At 66.7% G+C, this 25786-nt stretch carries 24 protein-coding genes; 7 read left to right on the plus strand and 17 right to left on the minus strand.

Annotation, left to right across the window (positions count from 1 at the left end; translation table 11 throughout):
• Positions 1–19: 19 nt before the first annotated feature.
• The 9 genes from BM031_RS07200 to BM031_RS07240 all read right to left on the minus strand — a co-directional run bounded on the left by BM031_RS07200 (position 20) and on the right by BM031_RS07240 (position 9875).
• Positions 20–1384, minus strand: coding sequence for a DUF1329 domain-containing protein (locus BM031_RS07200; RefSeq protein WP_091873056.1), 1365 nt, complete (start codon positions 1382–1384; stop codon positions 20–22).
• 21 nt (positions 1385–1405) lie between these two features.
• A complete protein-coding gene (locus BM031_RS07205) occupies positions 1406–3085 on the minus strand; it encodes a DUF1302 domain-containing protein (RefSeq protein WP_091873059.1) in 1680 nt (559 codons plus the stop codon).
• Positions 3086–3286: 201 nt separating this feature from the next.
• Complete coding sequence (locus tag BM031_RS07210) at positions 3287–4138, minus strand: SDR family oxidoreductase (RefSeq protein WP_091873061.1); 852 nt, start codon at positions 4136–4138, stop codon at positions 3287–3289.
• Between the two features lie 73 nt (positions 4139–4211).
• Complete coding sequence (locus BM031_RS07215) at positions 4212–5384, minus strand: thiolase family protein (protein ID WP_091873066.1); 1173 nt, start codon at positions 5382–5384, stop codon at positions 4212–4214.
• Positions 5381–6286, minus strand: coding sequence for a 3-hydroxyacyl-CoA dehydrogenase (locus tag BM031_RS07220; protein WP_091873069.1), 906 nt, complete (start codon positions 6284–6286; stop codon positions 5381–5383). The genes BM031_RS07215 and BM031_RS07220 overlap by 4 nt, the downstream gene beginning before the upstream one ends.
• Positions 6287–6296: 10 nt before the next feature.
• The gene (locus BM031_RS07225; protein ID WP_091873071.1) at positions 6297–7169 is read right to left on the minus strand and encodes a fumarylacetoacetate hydrolase family protein; all 873 of its coding nucleotides are present in this window, start codon (positions 7167–7169) and stop codon (positions 6297–6299) included.
• The gene (locus tag BM031_RS07230; protein WP_091873073.1) at positions 7166–8260 is read right to left on the minus strand and encodes an amidohydrolase family protein; all 1095 of its coding nucleotides are present in this window, start codon (positions 8258–8260) and stop codon (positions 7166–7168) included. Before BM031_RS07230 ends, BM031_RS07225 begins: the two co-directional genes overlap by 4 nt.
• A 143-nt stretch (positions 8261–8403) precedes the next feature.
• A complete protein-coding gene (locus tag BM031_RS07235; protein ID WP_229408689.1) occupies positions 8404–9042 on the minus strand; it encodes a TetR/AcrR family transcriptional regulator in 639 nt (212 codons plus the stop codon).
• Positions 9043–9074: 32 nt separating this feature from the next.
• Complete coding sequence (locus tag BM031_RS07240; RefSeq protein ID WP_091873076.1) at positions 9075–9875, minus strand: SDR family NAD(P)-dependent oxidoreductase; 801 nt, start codon at positions 9873–9875, stop codon at positions 9075–9077.
• A gap of 98 nt (positions 9876–9973) precedes the next feature.
• Between BM031_RS07240 and BM031_RS07245 the strand changes: the two genes are divergently transcribed.
• Positions 9974–10717, plus strand: coding sequence for a DUF2889 domain-containing protein (locus BM031_RS07245; protein ID WP_091873078.1), 744 nt, complete (start codon positions 9974–9976; stop codon positions 10715–10717).
• A 36-nt stretch (positions 10718–10753) separates the two neighbouring features.
• Here BM031_RS07245 and BM031_RS07250 read toward each other — a convergent pair whose 3' ends face one another.
• The 4 genes from BM031_RS07250 to BM031_RS07265 all read right to left on the minus strand — a co-directional run bounded on the left by BM031_RS07250 (position 10754) and on the right by BM031_RS07265 (position 15151).
• Entirely contained in the window at positions 10754–11986 is a 1233-nt protein-coding gene (locus BM031_RS07250; protein WP_091873080.1) for an NAD(P)/FAD-dependent oxidoreductase, read from the minus strand.
• Between the two features lie 43 nt (positions 11987–12029).
• Positions 12030–13295 (minus strand): MFS transporter, encoded by a 1266-nt coding sequence (locus BM031_RS07255; protein ID WP_091873082.1) that lies wholly within the window; start codon positions 13293–13295, stop codon positions 12030–12032.
• Between the two features lie 81 nt (positions 13296–13376).
• The gene (locus BM031_RS07260) at positions 13377–14363 is read right to left on the minus strand and encodes a fumarylacetoacetate hydrolase family protein (protein ID WP_091873084.1); all 987 of its coding nucleotides are present in this window, start codon (positions 14361–14363) and stop codon (positions 13377–13379) included.
• Between the two features lie 89 nt (positions 14364–14452).
• On the minus strand, positions 14453–15151 hold the full coding sequence (locus tag BM031_RS07265) for an SDR family NAD(P)-dependent oxidoreductase (protein ID WP_091873087.1): 699 nt from the start codon (positions 15149–15151) through the stop codon (positions 14453–14455).
• Positions 15152–15296: 145 nt separating this feature from the next.
• On the opposite strand from BM031_RS07265, the gene BM031_RS07270 reads away from it, so the two are divergent.
• The 6 genes from BM031_RS07270 to BM031_RS07295 all read left to right on the plus strand — a co-directional run bounded on the left by BM031_RS07270 (position 15297) and on the right by BM031_RS07295 (position 19791).
• The gene (locus BM031_RS07270; protein WP_091873090.1) at positions 15297–15695 is read left to right on the plus strand and encodes a Zn-ribbon domain-containing OB-fold protein; all 399 of its coding nucleotides are present in this window, start codon (positions 15297–15299) and stop codon (positions 15693–15695) included.
• A complete protein-coding gene (locus BM031_RS07275; protein ID WP_218147576.1) occupies positions 15692–16885 on the plus strand; it encodes a thiolase family protein in 1194 nt (397 codons plus the stop codon). The genes BM031_RS07270 and BM031_RS07275 overlap by 4 nt, the downstream gene beginning before the upstream one ends.
• Positions 16886–16961: 76 nt before the next feature.
• Positions 16962–17747 carry an IclR family transcriptional regulator gene (locus tag BM031_RS07280; RefSeq protein ID WP_091873092.1) on the plus strand — a complete coding sequence of 262 codons (786 nt, stop codon included), beginning with the start codon at positions 16962–16964 and terminating at the stop codon, positions 17745–17747.
• 92 nt (positions 17748–17839) lie between these two features.
• Complete coding sequence (locus BM031_RS07285) at positions 17840–18055, plus strand: ferredoxin (RefSeq protein WP_091873095.1); 216 nt, start codon at positions 17840–17842, stop codon at positions 18053–18055.
• 18 nt (positions 18056–18073) lie between these two features.
• Positions 18074–18832, plus strand: coding sequence for an SDR family NAD(P)-dependent oxidoreductase (locus BM031_RS07290; RefSeq protein ID WP_091873100.1), 759 nt, complete (start codon positions 18074–18076; stop codon positions 18830–18832).
• A 38-nt stretch (positions 18833–18870) separates the two neighbouring features.
• Positions 18871–19791: a VOC family protein gene (locus BM031_RS07295; RefSeq protein WP_091873103.1), complete on the plus strand. Its 921-nt coding sequence runs from the start codon at positions 18871–18873 to the stop codon at positions 19789–19791.
• A gap of 11 nt (positions 19792–19802) precedes the next feature.
• Here the strand turns inward: BM031_RS07295 and BM031_RS07300 are convergent, their stop codons facing one another.
• The 4 genes from BM031_RS07300 to BM031_RS07315 are packed head-to-tail and all read right to left on the minus strand — an operon-like array spanning position 19803 to position 25780.
• A complete protein-coding gene (locus BM031_RS07300) occupies positions 19803–20543 on the minus strand; it encodes a Crp/Fnr family transcriptional regulator (RefSeq protein ID WP_229408690.1) in 741 nt (246 codons plus the stop codon).
• 12 nt (positions 20544–20555) lie between these two features.
• Positions 20556–21485 (minus strand): electron transfer flavoprotein subunit alpha/FixB family protein, encoded by a 930-nt coding sequence (locus BM031_RS07305; RefSeq protein ID WP_091873106.1) that lies wholly within the window; start codon positions 21483–21485, stop codon positions 20556–20558.
• 12 nt (positions 21486–21497) lie between these two features.
• A complete protein-coding gene (locus tag BM031_RS07310; RefSeq protein WP_091873108.1) occupies positions 21498–22247 on the minus strand; it encodes an electron transfer flavoprotein subunit beta/FixA family protein in 750 nt (249 codons plus the stop codon).
• 11 nt (positions 22248–22258) lie between these two features.
• Positions 22259–25780: an indolepyruvate ferredoxin oxidoreductase family protein gene (locus tag BM031_RS07315; RefSeq protein ID WP_091873111.1), complete on the minus strand. Its 3522-nt coding sequence runs from the start codon at positions 25778–25780 to the stop codon at positions 22259–22261.
• Between the last annotated feature and the right edge of the window lie 6 nt (positions 25781–25786).

Here is a 25786-nt window from a genome sequence, read left to right on the forward strand (position 1 = left end):
TCCAGGAAGCGGCGCCCGATCAGCGCGCGGTTTCCTTGGCCACGATCGCCTCCGGGTTGAGGTCGCGGTTCGAGCGCGGCTTGGCCACCACGCCGTAGCCGCCCACCAGGCCGTCGTTCACCAGCGCGTACATGCCTTTGTTGAAGTCGAAGATCACGTTTTTCACGGTGTACGGTGCATCGACGTCGTAGAGCTGGATCATCGAGTTGAAGATCGAGCGGTACAGCTGGCCGCTGCGGTCGTAGGCGTCGTACAGCATGGCGCCGTAGCTGTCTTCATCGATGTAGTAGGTGCGCTTGGCGTAGGCGTGGCGGAAGCCCTGCTTCAGGGTCGCCTCGACCACCCACATGCGGTGCAGCTCCCAGCGCCAGCAGGCCGGGTTCGGGTACTTTTCCTTGAACTGTTCTTCCACGCCGCAGCCGAAGTACAGCTTGTAGGCGTTGTAGGGAACGTACATTTCCTTCTTGCCCACCAGCTTGAAGTCGAAACGGTCCATCTGGCCCGAGAATACGAACAGCTCGTCGAACAGCGTGACGCCGCCCATGCTGGCCACCGGGGTGTCGTACGAGAACTCGGGCGCGAGCTTGATGCGGCGCTGGCCCGGGGCGTAGCTCCAGGCGCGGCGCGGCTTCTGGGTCGGATCGAGGAAGTCCATCAGGCCGGTTACTTCGCCCGCCTTGCGGATCGGGGCGCTGGTGACCGAGTAGGTGCGCCAGTACATCTGGTCGTCGCGGCCGTCCAGGTCCTCGTGGTAGTAAGGCGTCTCCTCGAAGGTCTGCTGCTGCGAGGTCATGACGGCCTTGCCGCTGGAATCGACCACCCACGAGCGCGAGGACCGGGTGGTGGTGTCGGCCTTGTAGCGCAGCTGCTGGTTCCACATCATCTCGTTGCCGGTCTTGGCGATCGGGAACGGGATGCCGCCGCGGCAGGCCTGGTCCACCGCCAGCCCGCCCTTGGCGGTCTTGCAGGTGGTGGCGTTGCGTACAGTATTGGCCAGCACGCGCTCGGGCACCGCGGCGGTGCGGTGAGTCGGGTAGACGTCCATGTAGAAGCCGGGATGTTTCTTGAACAGCTCCTTCTGGCCGTCGGACAGCTTGTCGCCATGTTGCTGGTAGTTCTTCGCGTCGATGCGCAAGACCGCCGCTTCGTCCTTGAACGGATCGGCCCAGACGCCGCTGCCGGCCTTGAAGCCCCCCGGCGCCTTCTGCAGGCCACCGGTATAGGCCGGGATCGTGCCCTCCTTGTTGGCCGCCTTGACGGCGCCGAGCTGGGTCAGCGCCGCGCCGAGCTGTTTGGCTTCGTCTGCCGTCACCTGTGCCTGCGCGGCGGGTGCCAGTACCGCCATACCTGCCAACGAGCCGATGATGAGTCGCTTGATGTTCATGTCGAGTCTCCTGTTTGCGGCTTAGAACGCCGTCTTGAAGGTAAAGGACAGCCAGCCGCGGTCGATGACGCCAACCGACGAATTGCTGTGGGCCGCGCCCCCGGTAATCCTGCCGTTCAGTTCCCGGACGGGGAGCTTGCGGTCGGCGTACAGGAGCGAGAATTCGTACTTCGATGCGTAGGTTGCCGTGGCGCCGATCGACCAGCGCAATTCGCCCTCGGTGCCACCACCCGAGGACGGCGCGTTGCCCGACAGCCCGTAGGTGGCGCTGACAGGCAGCGCCAGGTCCCACGAAGGTAGCACATTGAGGTACTGCGGAGTGAAGCGCAGCGCCATCAGCCATGCATCTTTGGTAGAGCAACCGTCATCCTTGGTACCCGAACGCGCGACGCCGGTCCGCGAATCGACGCAGGATGCGGCGCCAACCGAGCGATACAACGCTGGATTGGTGCTGACCTCGTCGAGGCGGTTGTAGGCCAGCTCGCCGACAAAGGTTCCCGTTGCCCAAAGGGGAGTAGCGGGCAGCATGTAGATGCCGTTGACGACGGCGTGCCAGGTGTCGCCGCGTGCGCCGGTCGGGGTTGTGATGGAAGACGGCGTGTTCAGGGCGCCGTTCTTGCGGTAGGACAGTTCAGCGCCGACGGCTACTGAATTGATCACACGGCTAAAGCTCAGGCTGTACTGCTCGATCTTGTCCGGATACACGAACCGGGCGCGGGTCGGCAACGGTCCGCTGAAGTTCAGCAGTTGCACGCCCAGCTCCGGCGAGTAATCGTCGAAGCGGCGGTAGTAGGCGCCGAAGTTCGACTCGATCGACTCCACGTTCAGGCGGGCGCCGACGCCCCAGTTGCCATGGTCCCCCGGCTTGCGCGCCTCGATCAGCTGCGCCGCCACGCCCGGGATCGGAAACACCAGGTTGTCCGATGACGGCGCCGTGTCGGCGCCCATCAGGTAGGTGCCGGCGTGCGGGATGCGGGTCGGCTTCCACTCGTAGTAATACTGGCCGACCAGCGTCAAGGTGTCGGTGACCTGGGCGCTCAGGGCGACCTGGCCGATCGGCAGGAACACTTCCTTGGTTTCGACACCAGGATTGATGGCGGCCTTGACGCCGTCCACCGGCGACTGCGCATACGAAATCGCATGGGCGCCGAGCAGCAGGCCTTCGCCCCAGACGTTGGTCTGGCGCCCGACCTTGATATTCAGCGGAACCGTGCCCAGGTCGACGTTGCCCCACACGAAAGCGTCCAGGATCTCGCCGGACGGTCCGTTCACGTAGCGCTGGACCTCGTTGTTGTAGGTGGCGTTGCGATAGGCAGTCAGGAAGCCGGCCGGCGAACGTACCGAATGGTCGTCGTAAGCCTGGTCATACCAGCCGGCGGCCGAGACGCGGGCGCCGATTTTGTTGCGCCAGCTGACATCGAACTCGGTCAGCACGTCGATCCGGTTGGTCACCATGTCGTGCTTGTCGAACTTCGAGTCGCCCTCGTCGTAGATGTAATTCTTCAGCAGGCGGCTGTCCTGTCCCTCCATGCGAACGCCGCCGGTGTAGCGGACGGTGGCATCCAGGCGCAGCTTGATGTCGGGGTTGGCGACGATGATTTCGGTTGCCGCAGCCGGGATGGCGCAGACAAGTGCGGCGGCTGCCGCGATGGACCGCACCGCGTGGCGGGCGATGGGTTGCATTGCACTAGCTTGGTTCATGGAACTGTCTCCTGTTTTAGCGTTTGGACCGCTTTTTAGAATCGTTCAGCACTGCCTGCTTGTTCTTCCAGTGAACCGTGCTGCTCGACTGTCTTCGGCCCAACGGAAACGAGACTCGTGATGCGAATTCATTGTAGCCCGATTATCCGGATTATTCTACTGTTCGATTAACATTCTGTATTGAGAATTTTCGTATCGTATTCACGGCTCTGCCCTACTATTGTTGCGGGCCTTGGCCATCTCGGTAAATTCGCGCTTGAGCGTGGGGTAATACGCGATCTGCCCCTGCAGGCCGCCGCTGATGTCGATCGAGGCCGCGCTGATGAAAGAGGCGTAGTCGCTGGCCAGGAACATGGCCATCCCGGCCACGTCCTCCGGCTTGCCGAAACGCCCCAGCGGCACCACCTTGAGCGCCATCGCATCGAATTCCTCGCGCGACACACCCGGCCCGGCCTCGGCATAGTGGCGGTCCCACTGGCCGGTGTCGATCCAGCCCATGTTGAGCGAGTTGACGAGGATGTTGTCCTTTGCCAGCGACATGCCGAGCGACTTGGAAAGCGCCAGGCAGGCGGCGCGGTTGATGACCGACGGGATGCCATCCGGCGTCGGGAAGGCGCCGGCCAGTGCGTTGATCTCGATGATCCGTCCCCAGCGCTGGCGCCGCATGTGCGGCACGACCGCCTGCACGAAGCGAAAATGCCCCATCTGAAGGATATTCGCGTGTTCGAGGATCTGCTCCGGGGTGAGCGTGTCGAGGTTGCCCCCACGCCCCTGCCCTGCATTGTTCACCAGGACATCGACGCCGCCCCAGGTGCCGGCCACTTCGTCGACGAACGCCTTGACGCCGGCGCTGTCGGTCACGTCCACCGCGCGCGCGATGACGGCCTGCGCCCGCGCCGCCAGTTCGCCTCCGGTGGCCTCGATGGCGTCCGGGCTGCGGGCGCAGACCGCGACCCGCGCGCCCTCCGCCGCGAAGCTGCGCGCGATGGCCAGGCCGATGCCGCGCGATGCGCCGGTCACGATCACCCGCTTGCCGCTCAGGTCGATGTGCATTGCTGTCTCCTTGTTATAGGGTCTGCTGCTTGCGGCGGCCGGTTCTGTGCCGGCCTGCCGCGCGTTTGCCGTGCTAGAGGCGCTCGATCAGGGTCGCCGTCCCCATGCCGCCGGCGCAGCAGATCGCCTGCAGGCCATAGCGCGCTCCCCGCCGTTCGAGTTCGTGCAGGAGCGAGGTCATGATCCGGGCCCCGCTGGCGCCCAGTGGATGGCCGAGCGCGATCGCCCCGCCATTCACATTCAGCTTGTCGTGCGACACGCCCAGTTCCTGCGCCCACATCAGCGGCACCGGCGCGAAGGCTTCGTTCACTTCGAACAGGTCGATATCGTCCACGCCCAGGCCGGCCTGCGCCAGCACCTTGCGGGTTGCCGCCACCGGACCAGTCAGCATCAGGGTCGGGTCGGAGCCGACTGTGGTGAAGGCGCGGATGCGCGCGCGTGGCTTGACGCGCAGCCGGTCTACCGCGGCGCCCGACATCAGGAGCAGGACCGCCGCGCCGTCCGAAATCTGGGAGGAATTGCCGGCCGTGAGTTTGCCGTCGGCGCGAAAACTCGTCTTGAGCGTCGCGAGCTTCTCCACATTGGTGCCCGGGCGGATGGTCTCGTCGGCGCTCAAACTGTCGGGGGCCGGTTCGGCGTAGGCCGCGTCCTTCAACGCGGCCACCGGCACCTCGACGATCTCGCGCTCGAACCAGCCGGCTGCGCTGGCCGCGGCGGCGCGGCGGTGGCTCTCGGCCGCATAGGCGTCGAGCTGCTCGCGGCCGAGCTTCCACTGGTCCGCCACGCGCTCGGCCGCCTCGCCCTGGCTGGTCAGCTCGTAGGCGTTCGAGGCCAGCGCACCGAAGGCCTCGCCGTAGATTTCGCGATTGCCGCCCATGCGCACCCGGCTCATGTTCTCGGCCCCGCCCGCTACCACCACGTCGGCGCTGCCGGCGGCGATCAGGCCGGCGGCCATGTGCACGGCCACCTCGCCCGAGCCGCACTTGCGGTCGATCGTCAGGCCCGGGATCTTTGCAGGCCAGCCGGCGCCGAGCACCGAGGTGCGGGCGATGTTGGCCGACTGCTCGCCGACCTGGGTGACGCAGCCCAGGATGACGTCATCCACTTCGGCGGCGTCGACGCCGGCGCGCGCCAGCAGCGCGCCGAGCAGGTGCGCGCCCAGGTGGTCGGCGCGCACCCCGGCCAGGCTGCCTTTGTACTTGCCGACCGGCGTGCGCACCGCTTCCACGATATACACGTCGCTCATAGATTGCTCGCCTTCAGGCCCGAACCGGCCACGCGCTGCCCGGCCGCGTCGTACTGGTAGACCCCGTGCCCGGTCTTGCGGCCGTGGCGTCCGGCGGCGACCATCTTGATGATCAGCGGGCACGGACGGAATTTCTCGCCCAGCGTCGCATGCAGGTAGCGCAGCACCGACAGGCGGGTGTCCCAGCCGGTCAGGTCGCCCAGCTCGAGGGGGCCCATTGGGTGGTTGAAACCCATGCGCAGCGCGGTGTCGATGTCCTCGGCGCTGGCGGTGCCCTCCTGCAGCATCCACATCGCTTCGTTGCCGAGCATGGCCGACATGCGGCTGGTGGTCAGCCCTGGCGACTCGTTGACCAGGATCGAGGTCTTGCCGATGGCGTCGACCCAGGCCCGGGTGCGCGCCACGGTCGCCGCATCGGTGGCGATGCCGAGCACCAGCTCGACCAGCTTCATCTTGTGGACCGGATTAAAGAAATGCATCCCGATCACCCGTTCCGGCCGTTGCACCGAAGCGGCAATCTCGGTCACCGACAGCGCCGAGGTGTTGGTCGCCACCAGCGCGTCTTCCAGCAGCAGCGGCACGGCTTCGGCCAGCACCGCCTTCTTCACCGCCAGGTTTTCGGACACGGTTTCCACCAGCAGGCTGGCGCCGGGGGCGCCGTCGGCCAGCGAGGTGTGAATCGTGAGGCGCGCCTTGGCCGCCTCGGCCAGGTCCGGCGCCAGCTTGCCGAGCTTCACCCCGCCGTCGAGGATCGCGTGGATGTTCTGGAGCGCTTTTTCCAGGGCCTGGCCATTGCTGTCGACCAGGCGGGTCGGAAAACCGCTGCCGGCGAAGGCGTGCGCGATGCCGGTACCCATCAGGCCGGCGCCGACCACCACCACGGATTGGTTCTTGTCGATCATGTTTGTCTCCTCATGCGCCGGACCGGGGCCCGACGACGTTGCTGATGGCGCCAATGCCTTCGACGCTGGCTTCGACCACGTCGCCCGGCTCCAGGAACAGTCCCGTGCCCTGCCCCACGCCGGCCGGTGAACCGGTGAACATGATGTCGCCAGCGGCAAAGCTGGAGCGGGCCTGGACGAAGCGCACCAGCTGCGCCACGTCCCAGGTCATTTCCGCCGTGCTGGCATCCTGGCGCACCTGGCCGTTCACCTTGAGCGTCAAGCGCAGCTGCGGGCTGCCCGGCGCGAACTCGTCGCGCGTGACGATCCACGGGCCCACCCCGGTACTGCGGTCCTGGCTCTTCGCCGCGAACAGGTCCATGCCGATCCCGGCCGGCCCGCTCCTCTGCAGGTCGCGCGCCGACACGTCGTTGCCGACCATATAACCCAGCACCGCGGCGAGCGGATCGGCGTCAATGATGGCGCCGTCCCCGATCACCACGACCAGCTCCACCTCGTGGTCGAGCTCCTTCGTCAGCGGCGGGTAGCGGATCGGGTCGTTGGCGCCGATCAGGGCGCCATAGGCCTTCAGGAAGGCGATCGGCTGCTGCGGCGTCCTGAGGCCGAAATCGGCCGCAAGGTGCTTGGCGTAGTTGGCGCCGGCCACGACCACGCGGTTGACCGGCTCGACCGGCGGCAACAGGCGCAGGCCTGCCAGCGGACGGGCCGGACCGGCGAACGGCAGCGCATCCTCGCCGGCGGCGGCGCGACCCGAGGCGATCGCGCGAGTGAGCGCCGGCCCCCAGTCGGCAAACGCGCCGGCGATCGGGCGCACCGAGCCCGCCTCGCTGTCGACCAGCGCCCAGAACGGGGCGCCGTCGCCCGCGCAGCGTGCGATCTTCATGCTGCCAGCGCCGCTGGCTTGGCCGGCTCGACCAGCGTGGCCGGGTCGATGTGGAGCAGCTCGCAGGCGTTCTTCCAGCGGATCTTCTGCAGGTCCTCGTCGGAAATGCGCAGGCCGTCGGTCAGGTCGTGGCGCACCGCGTCGCTGCCGCCGAAGTTCGAGCCGTACAGCACGCGGTCGGCGCCGATGATCTCGACCATCGCCTGGCGCATCGGCAGCTCGTGCAGCTCGACGTCGAAGTAGAAGTTGTTCATGTAGTCCAGCACCGGCTTCTTGTTGTGCGCGACGTCCAGGTTGGGATTGGTCTGCGCCAGGCGGCCCAGCTGGTAGGGAACGAAACCGCCGCCATGGGTGATGTAGACCTTCAGCTTCGGGAAGCGGTCGAACACGCCGCCATTGATCATGTTCCAGAAGCACTTGGTCTCGTCGTAGTTCATGCCGACGATGGCGGTAGTCTCGTAGCGGTCGGTGTTGGCATCCTCGCCCCAGGTCACCGACTGGTTATAGCCGTGCACGAACATCGGCAGGTCGAGGTCGCACAGGGCTTCCCAGACCGGGTCCATCTCGGGGGAGTCGAATTCGAGCCCCCCGAAATTGGCGCCGCCCGCCACCAGGCCCTTGGCGCCGAGCGTGGTGCAGGCGCGGCGAATTTCCTTGGCCGCCTCCACCGGCACGTTGAGCGGCGCATGGGCCCAAGCCATCAGGCGGTTCGGGGCGGCGGAGCAGTATTCGGCCAGGACGTCGTTGACCTTTTGCGCGAATGGCACCCCGAACTCGGCATCGGCCCAGTACATGTAGCAGTGCGAAGGCACCGACACCACCTGGGCGCTCTGCCCGGCCGCATCCATGCCGGCCAGGCGGGTCTTCGGATCGGCCCAGCGCGCCAGGTACTGGTTGATGTCGAGGGTCTTGCCTTCGGCGCGCGCCTTCTGCAGGGCGGCGCGGCGCTCGGGCGAACCGAGCGACAGGATCCAGTGGCCGACGCGCAGCTTGATGTCGCCATCCGGGCGCTGCTCGAAGAACGGACCCCAGTGCGGGTGCTGGTTGTAGTAATCCGGATGGGGGGCGTGGGCGTGAAGGTCGATGAGCATGTGGTGTCTCCCTGTGACGATTGGTTATCCCGACAGCAGGCGCATTGGCCGGACACAACACATGTCTCCATCCCGCGGCACTCGGTCGGTGCTTTTGCATCAGGACCTATATTGCCAAAAATGGACAGAAATGGCAAATGTGTTTAACTTTTATTTTGCGCGGTGTCGCCTGACTCGCACTCGACGATCGAATACAGGAAGCTCACGATGCGCTGCACCCCGTCTTCCGGACGCTGGTTGGGCACCACCAGCTCGCTCAGCACGCAGCGGATCAACAGTTCGCAGATCAGTTCGCGGTCGGTGCGGATGCCCAGGCGCCGGTCCCAGGCGTCGAACACGATCCGCATCAGGTCGTCGATGCGCACCAGCGATTCGTTGAACAGGCGGCCGAACAGGCGCAGCGTGTATTCGGGCGCGGCGCGCAGCAGCAGGCGCGCCTGGCCATGCGCGGCATAGTCGTCGAGGTAGCGCACCAGCGCATGGAAGCGCGCGGTCGGCTCGGCATACGGCGCCACAGCCTCTATCATCGCTTGCTGGAACGAGGCGCGCTTGTGGCGCGCGAAGGCGTCGAGCAGCTCGTCCTGCGAAGCGAAATACCGGTAGAAGGTGCCGCGCGAGATCCCGGCCAGCATACAGACGTCGAGGATGGAGATCCGGTCGGAACCTTCGCGCAGCACCATCTTCTCGGTCGCCGCGAGGATTGCCGCGATCGTGGTTTCGGCGCGGCGGTTGCGCTTGCCCGCCGTGTCGCCGCTGGCCTTGTCGCGCTTGACTGCTTGCATCGTGAGGCCTGTATCGTGGGTTGGTGCTGGGCTCAGTATTCGCGGACCGCCACGTTGGCGGGCCTGGAGTTATAGCCCGGCAAGTGCAGGCCGCCGTCGACGTGGAAGGATTCACCCGTCACGTAGCGCGACATGTCGCTGGACAGGAACACCACCACCGGCCCGATATCCTCTTCCGGGTCGCCGCAGCGCCCGAGCGGACGCATGGCCGCGGCGCGTTCGGCAAATCCCTCGTTCTCGGCCGCCAGCTTGTGGAAGGTGGCGCCCATGGCGGTCGGCGCGATCGCATTGACCGTGATGTTGTAGCGCCCCCACTCGGCGGCCGCACTGCGGGTCAGGCCGACGATGCCCGCCTTGCCGGTGTTGTAGTCGGCGTGCAGCCATGCGCCCAGCTCGACATCGATCGAATAGAAATTGACGACCTTGCCGCCGCCGCGCTTGCGCATGTGCGGCAAGGCCGCGCGCATCGCCCACCAGCTGGCCTTGATGGTCGAGGTCAGGGTCTGCTCGAGCATCTCGTCGGTCTTGTCCTCCAGCAGCACGTTCGGGGTCGGCACGAAGGCGTTGTTGACCAGGATGTCGAGTCCGCCAAAATGCGCCACCGCCGCGTCGACGGCTGCCAGCACGGACTCCTTGCGCAGCACGTCGGTGTGTACGAACAGTGCGCGCCCGCCGAGTTCCTCGAGCTCGCGCGCCACCGCGGCGCCGCTGTCGCGGTCGATCTCCGCGATCACCACGGCAGCGCCCTCGCGCGCGAAACGGCGTGCCACGCCACGTCCGATGCCGCCGCCGGCCCCGGTAATCAAGGCCACTTTATCGTTCAGCAATCCCACAGTCGTCTCCTCGGTATCGAATCGTTCGGGTATATTATTAGACAGTTTTTCTGTTATTGTACACATTCATTCCCACAACCCCTACCAGGAATTACACCATGCAGCGTTTTCGCCGGCGAATCGAACTGGCAGGCCGTCACGACCGCGAGGGCGGCCAGGTGCGCGCCGTACTGGAAGACGATTTCCACCACTTCCGCGTCGTGCTGGATCATCATGGCGGGCAAGTGACCGCGGTGCGCGGCGAGACGCCGCGCCACCCGTTCAGCGCCTGTCCGGGCGCCGTTCCGGAACTGCAGCGCCTGGCCGGCATGCGCCTGGACGACATCGCGCACTCGGTCAACCTGCACACCGATCCGACCCAGCAGTGCACCCACATGTTCGATCTCGCCGGCCTGGCCGTCGCCTGTGCTGCGCGCGGCGACGACGCACGCCGCTACGATATCGAGATCCCGCGCCATATCGACGGCCGTACCCATGCCTACCTGGAACGCGACGGCCAGCTGGTACTCGACTGGTCGGTCGAGGGCAGCACCATCCTCGGGCCGGATCCCTACACCGGCATCGACATGCGCCAGGGTATGGCGCGCTGGGCCATCGGCAGCTTGCCCGCCGAGGAAGCGGAAGCGGCGCTGGTGCTGCGCCGCTGCGCCCTGATTTCGCTGGGCCGCCTCAAGGACATCGACAAGGAGCCGCACGCGCACCTGACCGGGCGCTGCTACGCCCAGCAGCCGCAGCGCGCCCCGCAGGCGATCCGCATGCTCGGCTCGACCTGGGATTTCACGGCGCGCGCTGAAGCGCTGTGCGTCGACGACCAGGCCTGGCTCGCCGACTTCAGCGCCTGAACGACCGGCGCAGCCTCCAGCCGGCACCGGACGCGCTCAGCGGTTGGCCGCTTCCCATTCCTTCAGGTCGAACCCTGGCGCCGCCGCCACCGCCGGGGTGAGCGCGGGCGGGCGCGCCAGGATCTTGCGCGCCGCCATATGGTCGCCCGCGCGGCAGCACGACTCCACCGCCAGCAGCTGCTCGCCGCGAAAGCACAGTACCGAGACCTGGCGCGCGGCCGGGTCGCCCAGCACCACGTGGTTGTCGGCGCACAGCGCCAGGCCGGCGATCTGCAGTTTCAGGCTGCCCTGGTCGGTCCAGAACCAGGGCAAGGCGGTATAGGGAGCGGGCTTGCCGACCAGCCGGGCGGCGATCAGCTTGCCCTGGTCGCAGGCGTTCTGCACCGATTCGAGCCGGGTCAGCTGCGACCCGTTCTGCAGGCAGGGAAAGGCCGCGACATCCCCGAGTGCCGAAATGTTCGGGTCGGAGGTCAGGAGCCCGGCGCTGACCTTGATGCCATTGTCGATGTGCAGCCCGGCTTCCAGGGCCAGCGCCACGTTCGGCACCACGCCGATGCCGTACACGACCAGGTCGGCCGGCAGGCGCCGTCCGTCGGCCGTGATGACGGCCACCGCCCTGCCGTTGTCACCTTCGATTTCCGCGACCGCGTCGCGGAAGTTGAAGTGCACGCCCCAGCTTTCGTGGGCGGAGCGGAATATCTCGGACATCTGCGGCGATATGGCGCGCGCCATCGGCCGTTCGCCCAGCTCCAGCACTTCGACCGCCGCCCCTTCGGCGGCGGCAACGGCCGCGAACTCCAGGCCGATGAAGCCGGCCCCGATGACCACTACCTTGCGCGCGGTCTTGAGCAGCGGCGCCACCGCGTCGGCATCGGCGCGGGTCTTGATGCCGAATACGCCGGCCAGGCCGGAGCCCGGCACCGTCAGCGGTCGGTTGTGGGCGCCGGTGGCCAGCACCAGGTGGTCGTAGTCGAGCGCCGTGCCGGATGCCAGCACCAGGCGGCGGTTCTGGCGGTCGATCGCCGCGCCCCTGTCGGCAATCAGCTCGATGCGCTGCTCGGCGTAGAACTCGTCGGAGCGGAACTGCATCGCCGTGGCGCTGATCTTGCCCAACAGGAAGGCCTTCGACAGCGGCGGGCGCTGGTAGGGCAGCCATGGCTCGTCGTTGACCAGGGCAATGCGTCCCGCGAAGCCCTCTTGACGCAGGGACAGGGCGACCTGCACGCCGGCATGCCCGGCGCCGGCAATGACTACCGATTGTAGCGACATGATGCTTGTTCCTTATGAAGTGAGGAGCGGTGCGCAGGCCGGCTTACGCGCCGGCAGCCTGCGGCTGGACCGCGGCCTGCGGACTGCGTCCCAGGGTCAGGAGCAGTGCGGCGCCCACCAGCGTACTGGCCGTGCAATAGGTGAGCATCGCGCCATAGCTGCCGGTAGCGCTGAACATCGCAGCGAATGCCAGCGGCGCGCCGGCCGACGCGACCGTGATCAAGCCCTGGTGCAGGCCGAAGATGCGGCCGTAGTCCTTGAGCCCGAAATAGCGGGCCATGAGGAAGGCCGCGATATCGAATTCGGCGCCCGCGCCCAGGCCCGCCAGGGCAGCGGCGAGGCTGAGCACGGCGATATCAGGGTTCCCGGACAGGAAAATCGCGGTGCCGATTGCGGGCAGCGCCAGGCTGATCGCCGCCACGCCCGGGGGCCAGAGGCGGTCGAGCAGATAGCCGACGACCAGCCGGCCGAGTACCAGCGCGATGCCGAACCAGGCGAAGACCTGGGCCGCGGCGGCGGCATCGAGGCCGCGGTCGCGCAGCATGGGCACCGTGCTCGTGACCACGCCCATCACGGCCGAGACCACCAGGCACAAGGCCAGGTTGCAGATCCAGTACTTGGGCGACGCCAGCGCAGCGCGGAAGGACATCCCCGTGACCGGCAGCGCTGCGGCGCTGCCCGGCCTTGCTGCTGCGGTGGTTTCCGGAAGCCGGAACCACGCGAGCGTGAGCGGGATGCCGATCACGACGTTGACCAGCGCCAGGATCACGAACGGCGCCTGCCAGCCCCAGTTCGCCACGCTCCACGCAAACAGCGGCGGCGTCACGGCGGCCGTGATGCCGGTGCCGGACAGGCCCAGCGCCAGCGCCAGGCCGCGGTTGCGCACGAACCAGAGGTTGAGCAGCTGGGTCCAGGTCACCGCCAGCGCGCCCATGCCCACGATCGGCAGCAGGAAAAACGCTGCGTACAGGGTCCATACCGATCCACCGATCTGGGTGGTGGCCAGGTAACCCAGGGCCATCGTCAGCAGCGATACCACGGTGACGCGCTTGATGCCGAAGCGCAGGTTGAGCCAGCCGACCAGCTGCAGGCCGATCACCGCGCCACCGAACAGGAAGCTGATCGCCGCCTGCAGCGCCGGCCGCTCCCAGCCGAATTCGGCCTGCAGCGGGATTACAAGCACGCCGAAGCCGTACAGCAGGGCGGCGTTAATGCTGATCATGATGCCGGCGATGGCCAGCAGCAGGACGCGCCACGACTGCCTGAATTCGGCGAAGTCGATTGCCGCGCCGTTCTTTGATGTGACCATGGGTGTCTCCTGGTAGGTCGTGGAAGCGGCGTCCGGGGATTCTCTGGCCCGTGACGCCGGATAGGTGCACTGTCCCGATGCTCAGGTCAGCCTGATCCGGGTGCGCAAGGTGCCGATTCCCTCGACCTCGAGCTCGATCACGTCGTCGGGCTTGAGGTAGCGCAGCTGCTCGAGGCCGCAGCCGTTGCCGACTGTGCCCGACCCGAGCACTTCTCCGGGATACAGGGTTTCGGAGCGCGAGATATGGACGATCAGGTCCTCGAACTGCCAGCGCATGTCGCGCGTCGATCCCCTGCCCCATTCCGCGCCGTTTACACGCGCGATCATCGTGAGGTCATACGGGTCGGGCAGCTCGTCGGCGGTCACCAGGCATGGGCCCATCACGTTGCCGGTATCGAAATCCTTGCTCTTGGCCGGACCGAGCATGCCGCCCATTTCCTCCGCCTGGGTGTCGCGCGCGCTCATGTCGTTGAAGATCGTGTAGCCGACGATGTGCTCGCGCGCCCTTTCGCGTGGAACGTCCTTTGCCTTGCGCCCGATGTAGCAGGCCAGTTCGAGCTCGAAGTCCATCGCCTTGCTGTACGACGGCCAGATCACGTCGTCATCCGGTCCGACGACGGCGAAGCGGTTGCACTTGTAGTAGATGGGCTGGCGGTTGAAGGTGGCGATCACTCGCTCGTCGGCGCGGGTACTCATCTGCGCCAGCGCCTCTTCGGGATTGGGCAGGTGGGCGACGCGGGCGCGGCGGGCGGCGGCGAAGCTCTGCTTCAGGTGCAACTCGAAGCAGGAGCAGTCGCGCATCTGGGGCGGCGGCTGGATCGGGGCGCACAGCTTCACGCTCGCGCGCTCGATCACCGACGCGGTGGGCGCCAGCGCCACCATGCGGCGCGCCTCCGTCATTGCCTCCTCGCCCGCTTCGACCAAGGCCAGGATGCTGTTGAAGGCCGGCCAGGCGCCCAGGCCGGCGCTTCTTGCGGCGATGCTCAGGTCGACGATGGCGCTGTCCGATTCGATCAGCGCCCCGGGACGCATCGCGCCATGTGCGTCGCGATAGGTAACCAGTCTCATTGCTTGTCTCCGTCGGGGTTGGTGACGCTTGCGTCCTCGCCCTCGTTGTGGTGGTTAGGGCGCCCATTGGCAGGCGCGCTGGTTGGCGTTTACACCCGTCCGTTCACCGGAATGCAGGCGCCGGTTAGCGCCGCAGCGTCGGCCGACAGCAGGAAGGCCACCACTGCGGCCAGCTGGGCCGGCGTGACCCAACGGCTGGCGTCCGCCTCCGGCATCTCGGCGCGGTTCGCGGGCGTATCGATGATGCTCGGCAGCACCGCATTGACGGTGACGCCGCGGTCCTTCAATTCTTCGGCCAGCGCCTCGGTCAGGCGCGCCACGCCGGCCTTGGAGGCGGCGTAAGCGCCCATGCCCACGCCGGCCTTGTGCGCTGCCGCCGCGCCGACGTTGACGATGCGCCCGGCGCCACGCGCCAGCAGGTGCGGCAGCCCCGCGCGGCAGCTGGCCACTGCGGTGCGCAGGTTGGTCTCGTACATGCGGTCCCACGAGGCCAGCGCGCCGCTTTCCACCGTCTCCCAGGTGAAGCCGCCGGCGACGTTGACGATGCCGTCGATGCCCCCGAGCGCTTCGCGCACCCGGGCGTAGGCGGCCTGGCAGGACTGTTCGTCGGCCAGGTCGACGCCGCCGAGCGCCAGCGCGACAGCGGGCAGGCCGGTCGGCGGCGCCGGGGCACGGTCGAGCAGCGCCACCTTCGCGCCATCGGCAAGGAGGCGCTCTGCCAGGGCGCGGCCCAGGCTGCCGAAGCCGCCGGTTACAACGATGATCCTGGTGTCGAGTGGTGCAGGCATGGCAGTCCTTCTGCTTGAGTCAGGTTCTACCGGTGACGAATACCGGAACTTGGCTAAAACTTTAAACAGATTTTCCATTTCTGTCTACATAGTTGTAGAATCCTTGCATCGACAGCTGCACCGAACTCCCCTGAAAGGCCAGCACATGACACGAAAACTTCCCGCGCTCACCCCGGACAACAGCGCCTTCTGGCAAGGCGGCGAGCAACAGGAACTGCGCATGCACCACTGCAACACCTGCGCACGCTTCTTCCACCCGCCGGCGCCGATCTGCCCGCAGTGCCTGGGCGCGGAGGTCGGACCGAGGGCCGTGTCGGGCCGCGGGACCGTGTTCACCTATACGGTCAATCACCAGCCATGGCGGTCCGACCTGAAAGAGCCCTACGTGGTGGCGATCGTCGAGCTGGCGGAGCAATCCGGACTGCGTTTCGTGACCAACATCGTCGGCGCCGCGCCCACGGACGTGCACATCGGGATGCCGGTGCAGGTACGCTTCGAGCACGTCGAGGATGTCTGGCTTCCCCTGTTTGAAAAGGCTGCATGATGTTCGACCGGATCTATGAAAAGGACGTGGCCATCAGCGGGATCGGCCAGTCGGAAGTGGGGCGCCCCTCGGGCAAGACCGCGATGCGGCTCACGCTCGACGCCTGCCTCGAAGCGATTGCGGATGCGGGCCTGAGCCGCGACGACATCGACGGCGTGTCGTGCTGGCCCGGCGACAACAACAATGGCGACGCCTTCTCGCCGATCGGACCGAATGCGCTCATCAGCACCTTGGGGCTGAAGGTCAACTGGTATGGCGGCGGCTATGAAGGTCCGGGTCCGCTGGCCGGCGTGATCAACGGCGCGATGGCGATCGCGGCCGGGCTGTGCCGCCATGTGCTGGTATTCCGCACCATTACCGAAGCCACCCGGCGCCAGACCGACAAAGGCGCCAGCGCGCTCACCAACAAGACGGTCGGCCGCGACAACAGCTTCTTCTGGCAGTGGTACACGCCCTTCAACGTGCTGTCCGGCGCCAACCTGATGGCGCTATATGCGCAGCGTCACTTCCACGAGTACGGCACCACGCCCGAGCAGCTGGCCCAGATCGCCCTGACCTGCCGCGCCAACGCCGCGCTCAATCCGAAGGCGGTGTTCCGCACCCCGCTGACCATGGAGGACTACATGGCCTCGCGCATGATCTCGACGCCGCTGCGCATGCTCGATTGCGACGTCCATTGCGATGCTTCCACCGCCATCATCCTGTCGCGCGCCGACGCCGCAAAGGATGGTCCCAACCCGCCGATCCGCATCGACGCCATCGGCGCCGCCCTGCACCAGAGCTGGTCGTGGGACCAGATCGACCTGACCGCGATGGCCACGCGCGACGCAGCCGACATGATGTGGGCGCGCACCGACCTCAAGCCTGCCGACGTCGGCAGCGCGCAGCTCTACGACGGCTTCTCGATCCTGACCATGATGTGGCTGGAAGCCTTGCGCCTGTGCCCGCGCGGCGAGAGCGGCCCGTTCGTCGAAGGCGGCGCGCGCATCGCGCTGGGCGGCGAGATGCCGATCAATACCAATGGCGGCCAGCTCTCGGGCGGGCGCACCCATGGCCTCGGATATGTCCACGAAGCCTGCAGCCAGCTGTGGGGCCGCGCCGGCGCGCGCCAGGTGGCGCGGCACCACGCTACGGTGGTGGCGTCGGGCGGCGGACCGCTGGCAGGCAGCCTGCTGCTGGTCAAGGACTGATATAACGCAGCCGCGCTCCTTGCTGCCCACTCATTCTGACCTTAGAATGGGATTTTAGATTTTCACCGGAGCGCGCATGGCAGATGAGCACAGCAACGAAGAGCGTCCCGACATATCGACCGGCGTGACGGTCAAGCCGGTCGTCAATGCAATCCGGATTCTCAGGCACCTCGCCTCCGGCTCGCCGGAGCGCGCAAGCGACATCGCACGCGAGCTGGAAATCAATCCCAGCACCTGCTTCAACACCTTGCGCACCCTGGTGGCCGAAGAGATGCTCGATTTCGATCCCCTGTCCAAGACCTATACGACCGGCCTGGGCCTGGCCAAACTGGTCGAGCACCTCGTCACCCAGGGCCAGCGCCTCGAGCTGGTGCGCCCGCTGATGCAGGAATTTGCCGCAGCCCACCACGTGACCGTGACGCTGTGGCGCCGCATGGGCGACGACCGGATCGTGCTGGTCAGCGCCGAGACCAGTCCCGGCGACCTGCGCATCGAGATGGCGATCGGCCAGCGCCTGCCGGTGCTGATGGGCGCCAGCGGACGCCTGTTCGCCGCCCATCTCAGCCTGGACGACGCGCGCCTGCGCGCTGCCTTCGACAAGGTGCGCTGGGCGCGCCCGCTGGCGTTCGAGGAATACCGGCAGCAGGTGGCCGACGCCCGCGCGCACGGCTGGTCCAGCGACGACGGCTATTTTTCCGCCGGCATCCTGGCGGTGGCGGCCCCGGTGAACGACCGCAGCGGTGCCATCGCCTATGCGATCTCGGCCGTTACTTTCCGCGGACAATACGAGCGCGCGCAGGTTGAAAAGCTCGGCGAGCTGCTGCGCAAGGCTGCGGCCAAGGTAGGAAACATCATCTTCTGATTGTCCGCACACAAAACGTGACAGTTTTTCGATTTGTGTGCATAATCGTCTCACAGGCCCCCGCGGCCGGATAATTATTAAAGAGACGAATCATGAGCGAACATCAGCTTCACCGCGTAGTCATCGAACGCAGCCGGTGCTGCGGTTACGGCCTCTGCGCCGCCATCTGCCCTGAAGTCTACAAGCTCGACGCCGGTGGCATCGTGTACGTCGATAGCGACCTGGTGCCCGGAGAGCTGCTGGAAGCGGCGCGCGAAGGCGCCGCCGCCTGTCCGGCCGAAGCCATCGCGGTCCAGGCCCCTGCCTGATCGACTGCGGGGTCCTCCATGAATAGATTAGCTGGAAAGATTGCCCTGATCACGGGCACCGGCGGCGGCCAGGGACGCGTCGCGGCACTGTACTTCGCCCGCGAAGGCGCCACCGTGGTCGGCTGCGACGTCGATCGCGCCGCGCACGAGGAGACCGCGCGCCTGATGGCGGCCGAGGGACATACCCTGCATGGGGCTGCGCCGGTCGACCTGGGCGACCATGAACAGGCAAGGCGCTGGGTCGACGCCGCCGCCGAGGAGTTCGGCCGCATCGACATCCTCTACAACAACGCCTCGGCCGCGAAATTCGGCAATGTCGGCGAGATGTCGATCGAAGACTGGCATTTTACGATCCGTAACGAACTCGACCTCGTTTTCTTTACCACCAAATATGCCTGGCGGCATCTCTCGGTGCGTGGCGGCGTGGTGATCAACATCGCCTCCACCGCCGCCTGGGGCGGCTCGAAGGCAGCCGGGATCAGCGCGCACAGCGCGGCCAAGGGTGCGGTGGTCTCGTTCACCCGCCAGCTGGCGGTCGAAGGCGCGCCGCTGGGCATCCGCGCGGTCAGCATCAGCCCCGGCTTCGTCAGGACACCCGGCACCGCCGCTTTCGTCGATAACCCGGTCACCCGCCGCATCATCCTCGACGGCGTCCTGCAGGACCGCCCGGGCGAGCCCGAGGAAGTCGTGTCGCTGGCGCTGTATGTGGCATCCGACGAGGCGCGCTTCATGACCGGTTCCGACCTGGTGGTCGACGGCGGCCTGCTCGCGGTCTAGCTCCGGCGCAGCGAACACACAACTACAGGAGGAGACACATGGACATCATCGGCATCGGCTACCTCGGTTTCGAAACGGCGAATCTGGACGCGTGGCGCGATTACGGCCCGCAAGTGATGGGCTTCCAGGTCGGCCCCTCGCCCGAGAGCGACCCCGACTCGCTGTATTTCAAGATGGACGACCGGCGCCACCGCCTCGCCTTTCATCCGGGGAAGATCGACCGCCTTGCCTACATCGGCTGGGAAGCCCGGGGCAAGATGGAATTCCAGGCAGCGGTCGAGCGCTTCCGCGAACACGGCATCGAAGTGACGGTGGCGGACGAGGCGCTGCGCGAACGCCGCGGCGTGAAGGAACTGGTGCGCTTTCGCGATCCGGTCGGCTACCAGCATGAACTGTTCTATGCCCAGAAATGGATGCCCCGCTCGTTCCAGCCGGGCCGCCCGCACGGTGGCTTCGCCTGCGGCCAGCGCGGGGTCGGCCACGTGGTCGTGATCACGCCCGAATACACGCCGGAACTCGAGCATTTCCTTACCGGGATCATGGGCATGCGCTACTACGGCGCCGGCGCCGGCAAGGGCAAGACCGGCTTCTTCCGCGCCAAGCTCAACACCCATACCAGCCACGATATCGCCTATGGCTTCGGGCCGGGCAAGGCCGGGGTGCAGCACGTCGGCATCACCGTCAATTCGGTGCGCGACGTCGGCGAAACCTATGACCTGGTGCGCAAGAAGGAATTGCAGATGATGATGACCCTGGGCCAGCACGTGCAGGATCCGCACATGTCGTTCTACCACTTCACGCCATCCGGTTTCGCCATCGAGTGCATCGCCGAGCTCGAGCCCTGGCACGACGACGGGTATGAGCTCAATCCGGAAAAGCTGTCGACCTGGGGGCATGAGCTGGTCGGGCCGATCCTGGGAACGAGCGTGCGCACGCCGGAAGAGATCTTCGGCCGCTGACCGGGGGCGGGTCAAGGACCCTGCACCAGCTTTTGCAGCGCATCCGGCCTGACGATGATCAGCCGGTGCGCCTCCTTCTGCACGATTCCCTGCTGGGCCAGCGCCGCCAGTGCGCGCGTGACGGTCTCGCGGCTGGTGTTGATCATGTTGGCGATGTCCTGGTGGGTTGGCAGCTTGTCGACCACCGCCAGCCCGCCCGCTTCCCCCTGTTGCTCCTTTTGCATAAGTAGCAGAAAGGTGTAGACGCGCCTGGACGTATTGTGGATGCTCAGCAGCGAACGAAATTCCGAGTCGCGCTGGATCTTCCGGGCCAGGTGCGTGAGCATCTGGTTCGCTACCGAAGGCGAGTGCGAGAATAGATGCATGGCAACGGCTGCCGGCAGGAAGGCAACCAGCACGTCCGACATGGCGACAATCGATGCGGTGCGCGTGGAATTGCTGATCAGTGCGATCTCGCCGAAGAAATCGCCCGGCGCCAGCATGCGCAGGCCGATGGCGCGGCCATCTTCGGTCACGTCGACCACTTGCAGCTGGCCCGACAACAAGAACAGCAGGCCGTCGCCGTGGCCGCCTTTTTGCAGCACGATGTCGCGCTTGCCGTACTGGCGGATGCGCAGCTCCTGCTTGACCCGGACGATCTCCTCGTTCGACAACCCGGCCAGCAGCGGGATCTTGCGCAGGTGGATCTGCACCTGATGCTCGTCCTGCGCGGCCGGTAGCGCCGTGCCGGCGCCTGGCAAAGGGGGCTTCACGAAGTCACGGCGTCAAGCCAGTTCCCCGACCAGCTCCGGAACGGCTTCGAACAAATCGCCAACCAGGCCGTAATCGGCCACCGAGAAGATCGGCGCCTCCGGATCCTTGTTGATGGCGACGATGACCTTCGAGTCCTTCATGCCGGCCAGGTGCTGGATCGCACCCGAAATACCCACTGCGATGTACAGGGTCGGGGCGACGATCTTGCCGGTCTGGCCGACCTGCCAGTCGTTCGGCACGAAGCCGGCGTCGACCGCGGCGCGCGAGGCGCCCATGGCCGCGCCCAGCTTGTCGGCCAGCGGCTCGAGCAGCTTGAAGTTCTCGGCCGAGCCGATGCCGCGGCCACCCGACACGATGATCTTGGCGGCGGTCAGTTCCGGACGGCTCGAGACGGCCAGTTCGCGGCCGACAAACGCCGACTTGCCGAAATCGGCCGCGGCGGCGATCTGTTCGACGACGGCCGAACCACCTGGGGGTGCGGAGTCGAACGCCGTGCCGCGCACGGTGATGACCTTGACGCTGTCGCTCGACTGCACCGTGGCGATCGCGTTGCCGGCGTAGATCGGGCGCTCGAAGGTGTCGGGCGAATCGACCTTGGTGATTTCCGAGATCTGCGCCACGTCCAGGCGGGCGGCCACGCGCGGCAGGATGTTCTTGCCGTAGGCGGTGGCGGGAGCCAGGATGTGCGAATAGCTGCCTGCGATCGCCAGCACCTGCTCGGCGACGTTCTCGGCCAGGCCCTCAAGCAAATGCGGCGCGTCGGCCACCAGCACCTTGGAGACGCCAGCGATCTGCGCCGCCGCTTCGGCAACTGCACCGCAGCCGGAGCCAGCGACCAGGATGTGGACCTCGCCGCCGCACTGCAGCGCCGCGGTCACGGTGTGGTGGGTAGCGCCCTTGAGGGAGCCGTTGTCGTGTTCTGCAATGACGAGTGCGACCATGTTATTTCTCCTTTAGATGACTTTGGCCTCGAGGCGCAGTTTCTGCACCAGGGTCGCCACATCCGGCACCTTGACGCCGGCCGAGCGCTTGGCCGGCTCGACGACCTTCAGGGTCTTCAGGCGCGGCGCCACGTCGACGCCCAGGTCTTCCGGTTTCACGGTTTCCAGCGGCTTCTTCTTGGCCTTCATGATGTTCGGCAGCGTCACGTAGCGCGGCTCGTTCAGGCGCAGGTCGGTGGTGATGATGGCCGGCAGGCTCAATGCCACGGTTTCCAGGCCGCCGTCGACTTCGCGCGTCACGGTCACTTTGCCGTCTTCCAGCACGACCTTCGACGCAAACGTCGCCTGTGGCCAGCCCAGCAGGGCTGCCAGCATCTGGCCGGTCTGGTTCGAATCGTCGTCGATCGCCTGCTTGCCCAGGATGATCAGCTGCGGCTGCTCCTTGTCGGCCAGCGCCTTCATGATCTTGGCCACGGCCAGCGGTTCGGTTTCGCCGCTGGTTTCCACCAGAATGCCGCGGTCGGCGCCGATCGCCATCCCGGTACGCAGGGTTTCCTGGCACTGGGCCACGCCCACCGATACCGCGACGACCTCAAGCACTTTGCCGCCCTCTTTCAGGCGCACGGCTTCTTCCAGAGCGATCTCGTCGAACGGGTTCATCGACATCTTGACGTTGGCGATATCCACGCCGCTGCCATCGGATTTGACGCGAACCTTGACGTTATAGTCGACCACGCGTTTGACGGGTACCAATATTTTCATGCAGATCTCCTTCAGGCTTTTTGTCGTTGGGATTGGGTTGCGCCATACTGCGTCATCAGTTGCGCACGCCGTTCGTCGGCCACGTCCATGGCCTTTTCCTTCACGTGGCCGTAGCCGCGAATCTTTTCGGGAAGCCGCGCCAGCTCGAGCGCCGTGTCCAGGCGTGCCTGCGTCAGCGTCTCGCAGAACAGTGCGATCAATGCAAGATAATCGTCGACCAGGCGGCGCTCCCGGCGCCGTTCGCTGCTGTATCCGAACGGGTCGAGCAAGGTTCCGCGCAAGCAGCGCAAACGCGCGAGCATGCCGAACACCGGCATCATCCAGGGCCCGTAACGGCGCTTGGCCGGCCTTCCCGACGCGTCGCGTGGTGCGAGCAGCGGCGGCGCGAGGTGGAAGTTGAGCGTGTAGTCCTTGCCGGGTTCCCCCTCGAACTGCGCGCGCAGGGCCTCGACGAACTCGGGCGCACTGTACAGCCGCGCTACTTCGTATTCATCCTTGTAGGCCATCAGCTTGGCGAGATTACGCGCCACCGCATCGCTCAAGGGCAGGCGCCCGTGCCCGGGCAATGCCGCCTCGACCGCGCGCAAGCGCGCCACCGCGTCCCGGTAGCGCTGCGCATAGGCTTCGCCCCCATAGCTGCGCAAAAGCAGCGCGCGCTCGCGCACCACGCGCTCCAGCGTCACCGGCATGTCGAGCACCACCGCACCGGCGTCCCTGGCGGGCGCGCTCCCCGGCAGCGCTGCCGCATCGTGGGCCGCGACGCGGCCCATTTCGAAGGCCTGCTGGTTTTTCTCGACCGCTACCCCATTGAGCTCGATGGCGCGCAGCAGGGCCGGCCGGCCGAGCGGAATCCAGCCTTGTTGCCAGGCATAGCCGAGCAGCAGCGGATTGGCGAAGATCGTGTCGCCGAACAGGCGCAGCGCGAGTGCGTTGGCGTCGACGAATTCGCAGGCTTCGCCGATGCTCGCCCTCAAGTCGGCTTCGGCACTGGCACCCGGGAAGGTCCAGTCGGGATTCGACAGGAAAGCGGCGGAGGGCATGGACGCAGTGTTCACCACGGCGCGGGTGCGGCCACGACGAACCCGCGACAGCGCGTCCAGCGAGGCGGCAACGATCGCATCGCAGCCGATCAGCACCGCCGCATCGCCCGTCGGCACCCGCGTCGCGTGAATAAGATCGGTGTGGGCGGCGATCTGGATATGGCTGAGCACCGCCCCGCCCTTCTGGGCCAGGCCAGTGATATCAAGCACCTTGACGCCCTTGCCTTCCAGGTGGGCCGCCATGCCGAGCAGCGCACCGACCGTGACCACGCCGGTACCGCCTACGCCCGGGACCACGATGCCGCAGACGCCGTCCAGCACCGGCAGGACAGGCTCGGGCACCTGCGGCGCCGCAGCTGCGCCGGCAGCCTTGGGGCGGCGCAGTTGCGCCCCTTCGGCCGTGACGAAACTGGGGCAGAAGCCGTTCACGCAGGAGAAATCCTTGTTGCAGGAGCTCTGGTTGATCTTGCGCTTGGTGCCCAGGGGCGTGTCGAGCGGTTCGACCGACAGGCAGTTGGAGGCCACCGAGCAGTCGCCGCAGCCCTCGCACACCGCGGCATTGATGAAGGCGCGGCGCGGCGGGTCGACGGCTTCTCCGCGCTTGCGGCGCCGCCGTTGTTCAGTGGCGCAGGTCTGGTCGTAGATCAGCACCGAGACGCCCGCCGTGTCGCGCAGTTCCAGCTGCAGCGCATCGAAGTCCTTGCGGTGGTGGACCGTAACGGCCTCCGGCAAGCCCTGCCTGTCGGCATACTTTTCCGGCGCGTCGCTCACCACCAGTACCCGCACCGCCCCTTCGCCGGTCACCTGCTGGGCGATCTGTGCCACCGTCAGGGTGCCGTCGACCGGCTGGCCGCCGGTCATCGCGACCGCGTCGTTGTACAGGATCTTGTAGGTGACGGTGGCTTTCGCCGCAATCGCTGCGCGCACCGCCAGCAGGCCCGAATGGAAATAGGTGCCGTCGCCCAGGTTGACGAATACATGCTTGTCGCTGGTGAAATGCATCTGCCCCAGCCAGCTCACGCCCTCGCCCCCCATCTGGCTGACGGTATCGGTGCGCCGGTCCATCCACAGCGCCATGTAGTGGCACCCGATGCCGGCCAGGGCGCGCGAGCCCTCCGGCACCCTGGTCGAGGTATTGTGCGGGCAGCCGGAACAGAACCATGGCTTGCGCTCGGCCGTCACGCGCGGCCGCGCCGCCTCCTTTTCCTTGGCCTCGATGATGGCGACGCGCGCCGCCATCGCTGCCTGCAGGTCGGCGGGCAGTTCGGCCTCGCCGAGGCGGCGCGCGACCGCCTTGGCGATCAGCGCCGGGGACAGTTCGTAGCGGGCCGGCAGCAGCCACTGGCCGCGCGGGGCCGACCACTCGCCGCCGGCGCCGGCGCGCTCGTCGAACTTGCCGTAGACATTCGGGCGGCGCACGGCGGGCCAGTTGAACAGTTGCTCCTTGATCGCATACTCCAGCACCTGGCGCTTCTCTTCCACCACCAGGATCTCGTCGAGTCCGGAGGCGAAATCCTGCACGTCGTCGGCGTGCAGGGGCCAGACGCAACCGACCTTCAGGATGCGGATCCCGATCTGCGCGCAGGCGGCTTCGTCGAGACCCAGGTCGACCAACGCCTGGCGCAGGTCAAGGTAGGCCTTGCCGGCCGCCACGATGCCAAAGCGCGCATGGGGCGCGTCGACCACCACCTGGTTCAGTCGGTTGGCGCGGATGTAGTCGAGCGCCGCATACCACTTCTGGTCGACCAGCCGCGCCTCCTGATCCAGGGGGGCGTCGGGCCAGCGGATCCCGAGACCACCCTCGGGCGCCGGCGGCAGCACCACCTGCAGCCGCTCGGTGTCGATCTCCACCGAGGCCGAGGATTCGACGACATCGGTCACGCACTTCATCGCCACCCACAGGCCCGCGTGGCGGCTCATGGCCCAGCCGTGCAGGCCATAGTCGTGGAATTCCTGCACACTGGACGGATACAGCACCGGAATGCCGCAGGCGATGAGCAGGTGCTCGGACTGGTGCGCCACCGTGGACGATTTGGCCGCATGGTCGTCGCCGACCAGCATCAGGACCCCGCCCTTGGGAGATGTGCCTGCCGAATTGGCGTGCTTGAGGACGTCGGCCGAGCGGTCGACGCCCGGCCCCTTGCCGTACCACATGCCGAACACGCCCTCGCGGGTGGCGCTCTGGTACAGGTTCACCTGCTGGCTGCCCCATACCGCGGTGGCGGCCAGGTCTTCGTTCAGGCCAGGCTGGAACACGACATCGTGGCGTTCCAGGTGCTTCTTCGCCTTCCACAGCGCCATGTCAAGGCCGCCGAGGGGCGATCCGCGGTAGCCGGAAACGTAACCGGCGGTATTCAGCCCGGCGCGCAAGTCGCGCGCCTTTTGCAGCATCGGCAGGCGCGCCAGCATCTGGACCCCGCTCAGGAAAATCTGACCTTGGTCCACGGTGTACTTGTCGTCGAGCGTCACGTCGCGCAGAAGGGGCGAGTTCATGGCATG

It is taken from the genome of Massilia yuzhufengensis (assembly GCF_900112225.1).
Taxonomy (GTDB): Bacteria; Pseudomonadota; Gammaproteobacteria; order Burkholderiales; family Burkholderiaceae_D; genus Telluria; species Telluria yuzhufengensis.

Excerpts from the sequence above, each read along its gene's own strand:
- BM031_RS07200 (WP_091873056.1), bottom strand. The coding sequence starts at position 1,384 with ATGAACATCAAGCGACTCATCATCGGCTCGTTGGCAGGTATGGCGGTA.
- BM031_RS07205 (WP_091873059.1), bottom strand. The coding sequence starts at position 3,085 with ATGAACCAAGCTAGTGCAATGCAACCCATCGCCCGCCACGCGGTGCGG.
- BM031_RS07210 (WP_091873061.1), bottom strand. The coding sequence starts at position 4,138 with ATGCACATCGACCTGAGCGGCAAGCGGGTGATCGTGACCGGCGCATCG.
- BM031_RS07215 (WP_091873066.1), bottom strand. The coding sequence starts at position 5,384 with ATGAGCGACGTGTATATCGTGGAAGCGGTGCGCACGCCGGTCGGCAAG.
- BM031_RS07220 (WP_091873069.1), bottom strand. The coding sequence starts at position 6,286 with ATGATCGACAAGAACCAATCCGTGGTGGTGGTCGGCGCCGGCCTGATG.
- BM031_RS07225 (WP_091873071.1), bottom strand. The coding sequence starts at position 7,169 with ATGAAGATCGCACGCTGCGCGGGCGACGGCGCCCCGTTCTGGGCGCTG.
- BM031_RS07230 (WP_091873073.1), bottom strand. The coding sequence starts at position 8,260 with ATGCTCATCGACCTTCACGCCCACGCCCCCCATCCGGATTACTACAAC.
- BM031_RS07235 (WP_229408689.1), bottom strand. The coding sequence starts at position 9,042 with ATGCAAGCAGTCAAGCGCGACAAGGCCAGCGGCGACACGGCGGGCAAG.
- BM031_RS07245 (WP_091873078.1), top strand. The coding sequence starts at position 9,974 with ATGCAGCGTTTTCGCCGGCGAATCGAACTGGCAGGCCGTCACGACCGC.
- BM031_RS07250 (WP_091873080.1), bottom strand. The coding sequence starts at position 11,986 with ATGTCGCTACAATCGGTAGTCATTGCCGGCGCCGGGCATGCCGGCGTG.
- BM031_RS07255 (WP_091873082.1), bottom strand. The coding sequence starts at position 13,295 with ATGGTCACATCAAAGAACGGCGCGGCAATCGACTTCGCCGAATTCAGG.
- BM031_RS07260 (WP_091873084.1), bottom strand. The coding sequence starts at position 14,363 with ATGAGACTGGTTACCTATCGCGACGCACATGGCGCGATGCGTCCCGGG.
- BM031_RS07265 (WP_091873087.1), bottom strand. The coding sequence starts at position 15,151 with ATGCCTGCACCACTCGACACCAGGATCATCGTTGTAACCGGCGGCTTC.
- BM031_RS07270 (WP_091873090.1), top strand. The coding sequence starts at position 15,297 with ATGACACGAAAACTTCCCGCGCTCACCCCGGACAACAGCGCCTTCTGG.
- BM031_RS07275 (WP_218147576.1), top strand. The coding sequence starts at position 15,692 with ATGATGTTCGACCGGATCTATGAAAAGGACGTGGCCATCAGCGGGATC.
- BM031_RS07280 (WP_091873092.1), top strand. The coding sequence starts at position 16,962 with ATGGCAGATGAGCACAGCAACGAAGAGCGTCCCGACATATCGACCGGC.
- BM031_RS07285 (WP_091873095.1), top strand. The coding sequence starts at position 17,840 with ATGAGCGAACATCAGCTTCACCGCGTAGTCATCGAACGCAGCCGGTGC.
- BM031_RS07290 (WP_091873100.1), top strand. The coding sequence starts at position 18,074 with ATGAATAGATTAGCTGGAAAGATTGCCCTGATCACGGGCACCGGCGGC.
- BM031_RS07295 (WP_091873103.1), top strand. The coding sequence starts at position 18,871 with ATGGACATCATCGGCATCGGCTACCTCGGTTTCGAAACGGCGAATCTG.
- BM031_RS07305 (WP_091873106.1), bottom strand. The coding sequence starts at position 21,485 with ATGGTCGCACTCGTCATTGCAGAACACGACAACGGCTCCCTCAAGGGC.
- BM031_RS07310 (WP_091873108.1), bottom strand. The coding sequence starts at position 22,247 with ATGAAAATATTGGTACCCGTCAAACGCGTGGTCGACTATAACGTCAAG.
- BM031_RS07315 (WP_091873111.1), bottom strand. The coding sequence starts at position 25,780 with ATGAACTCGCCCCTTCTGCGCGACGTGACGCTCGACGACAAGTACACC.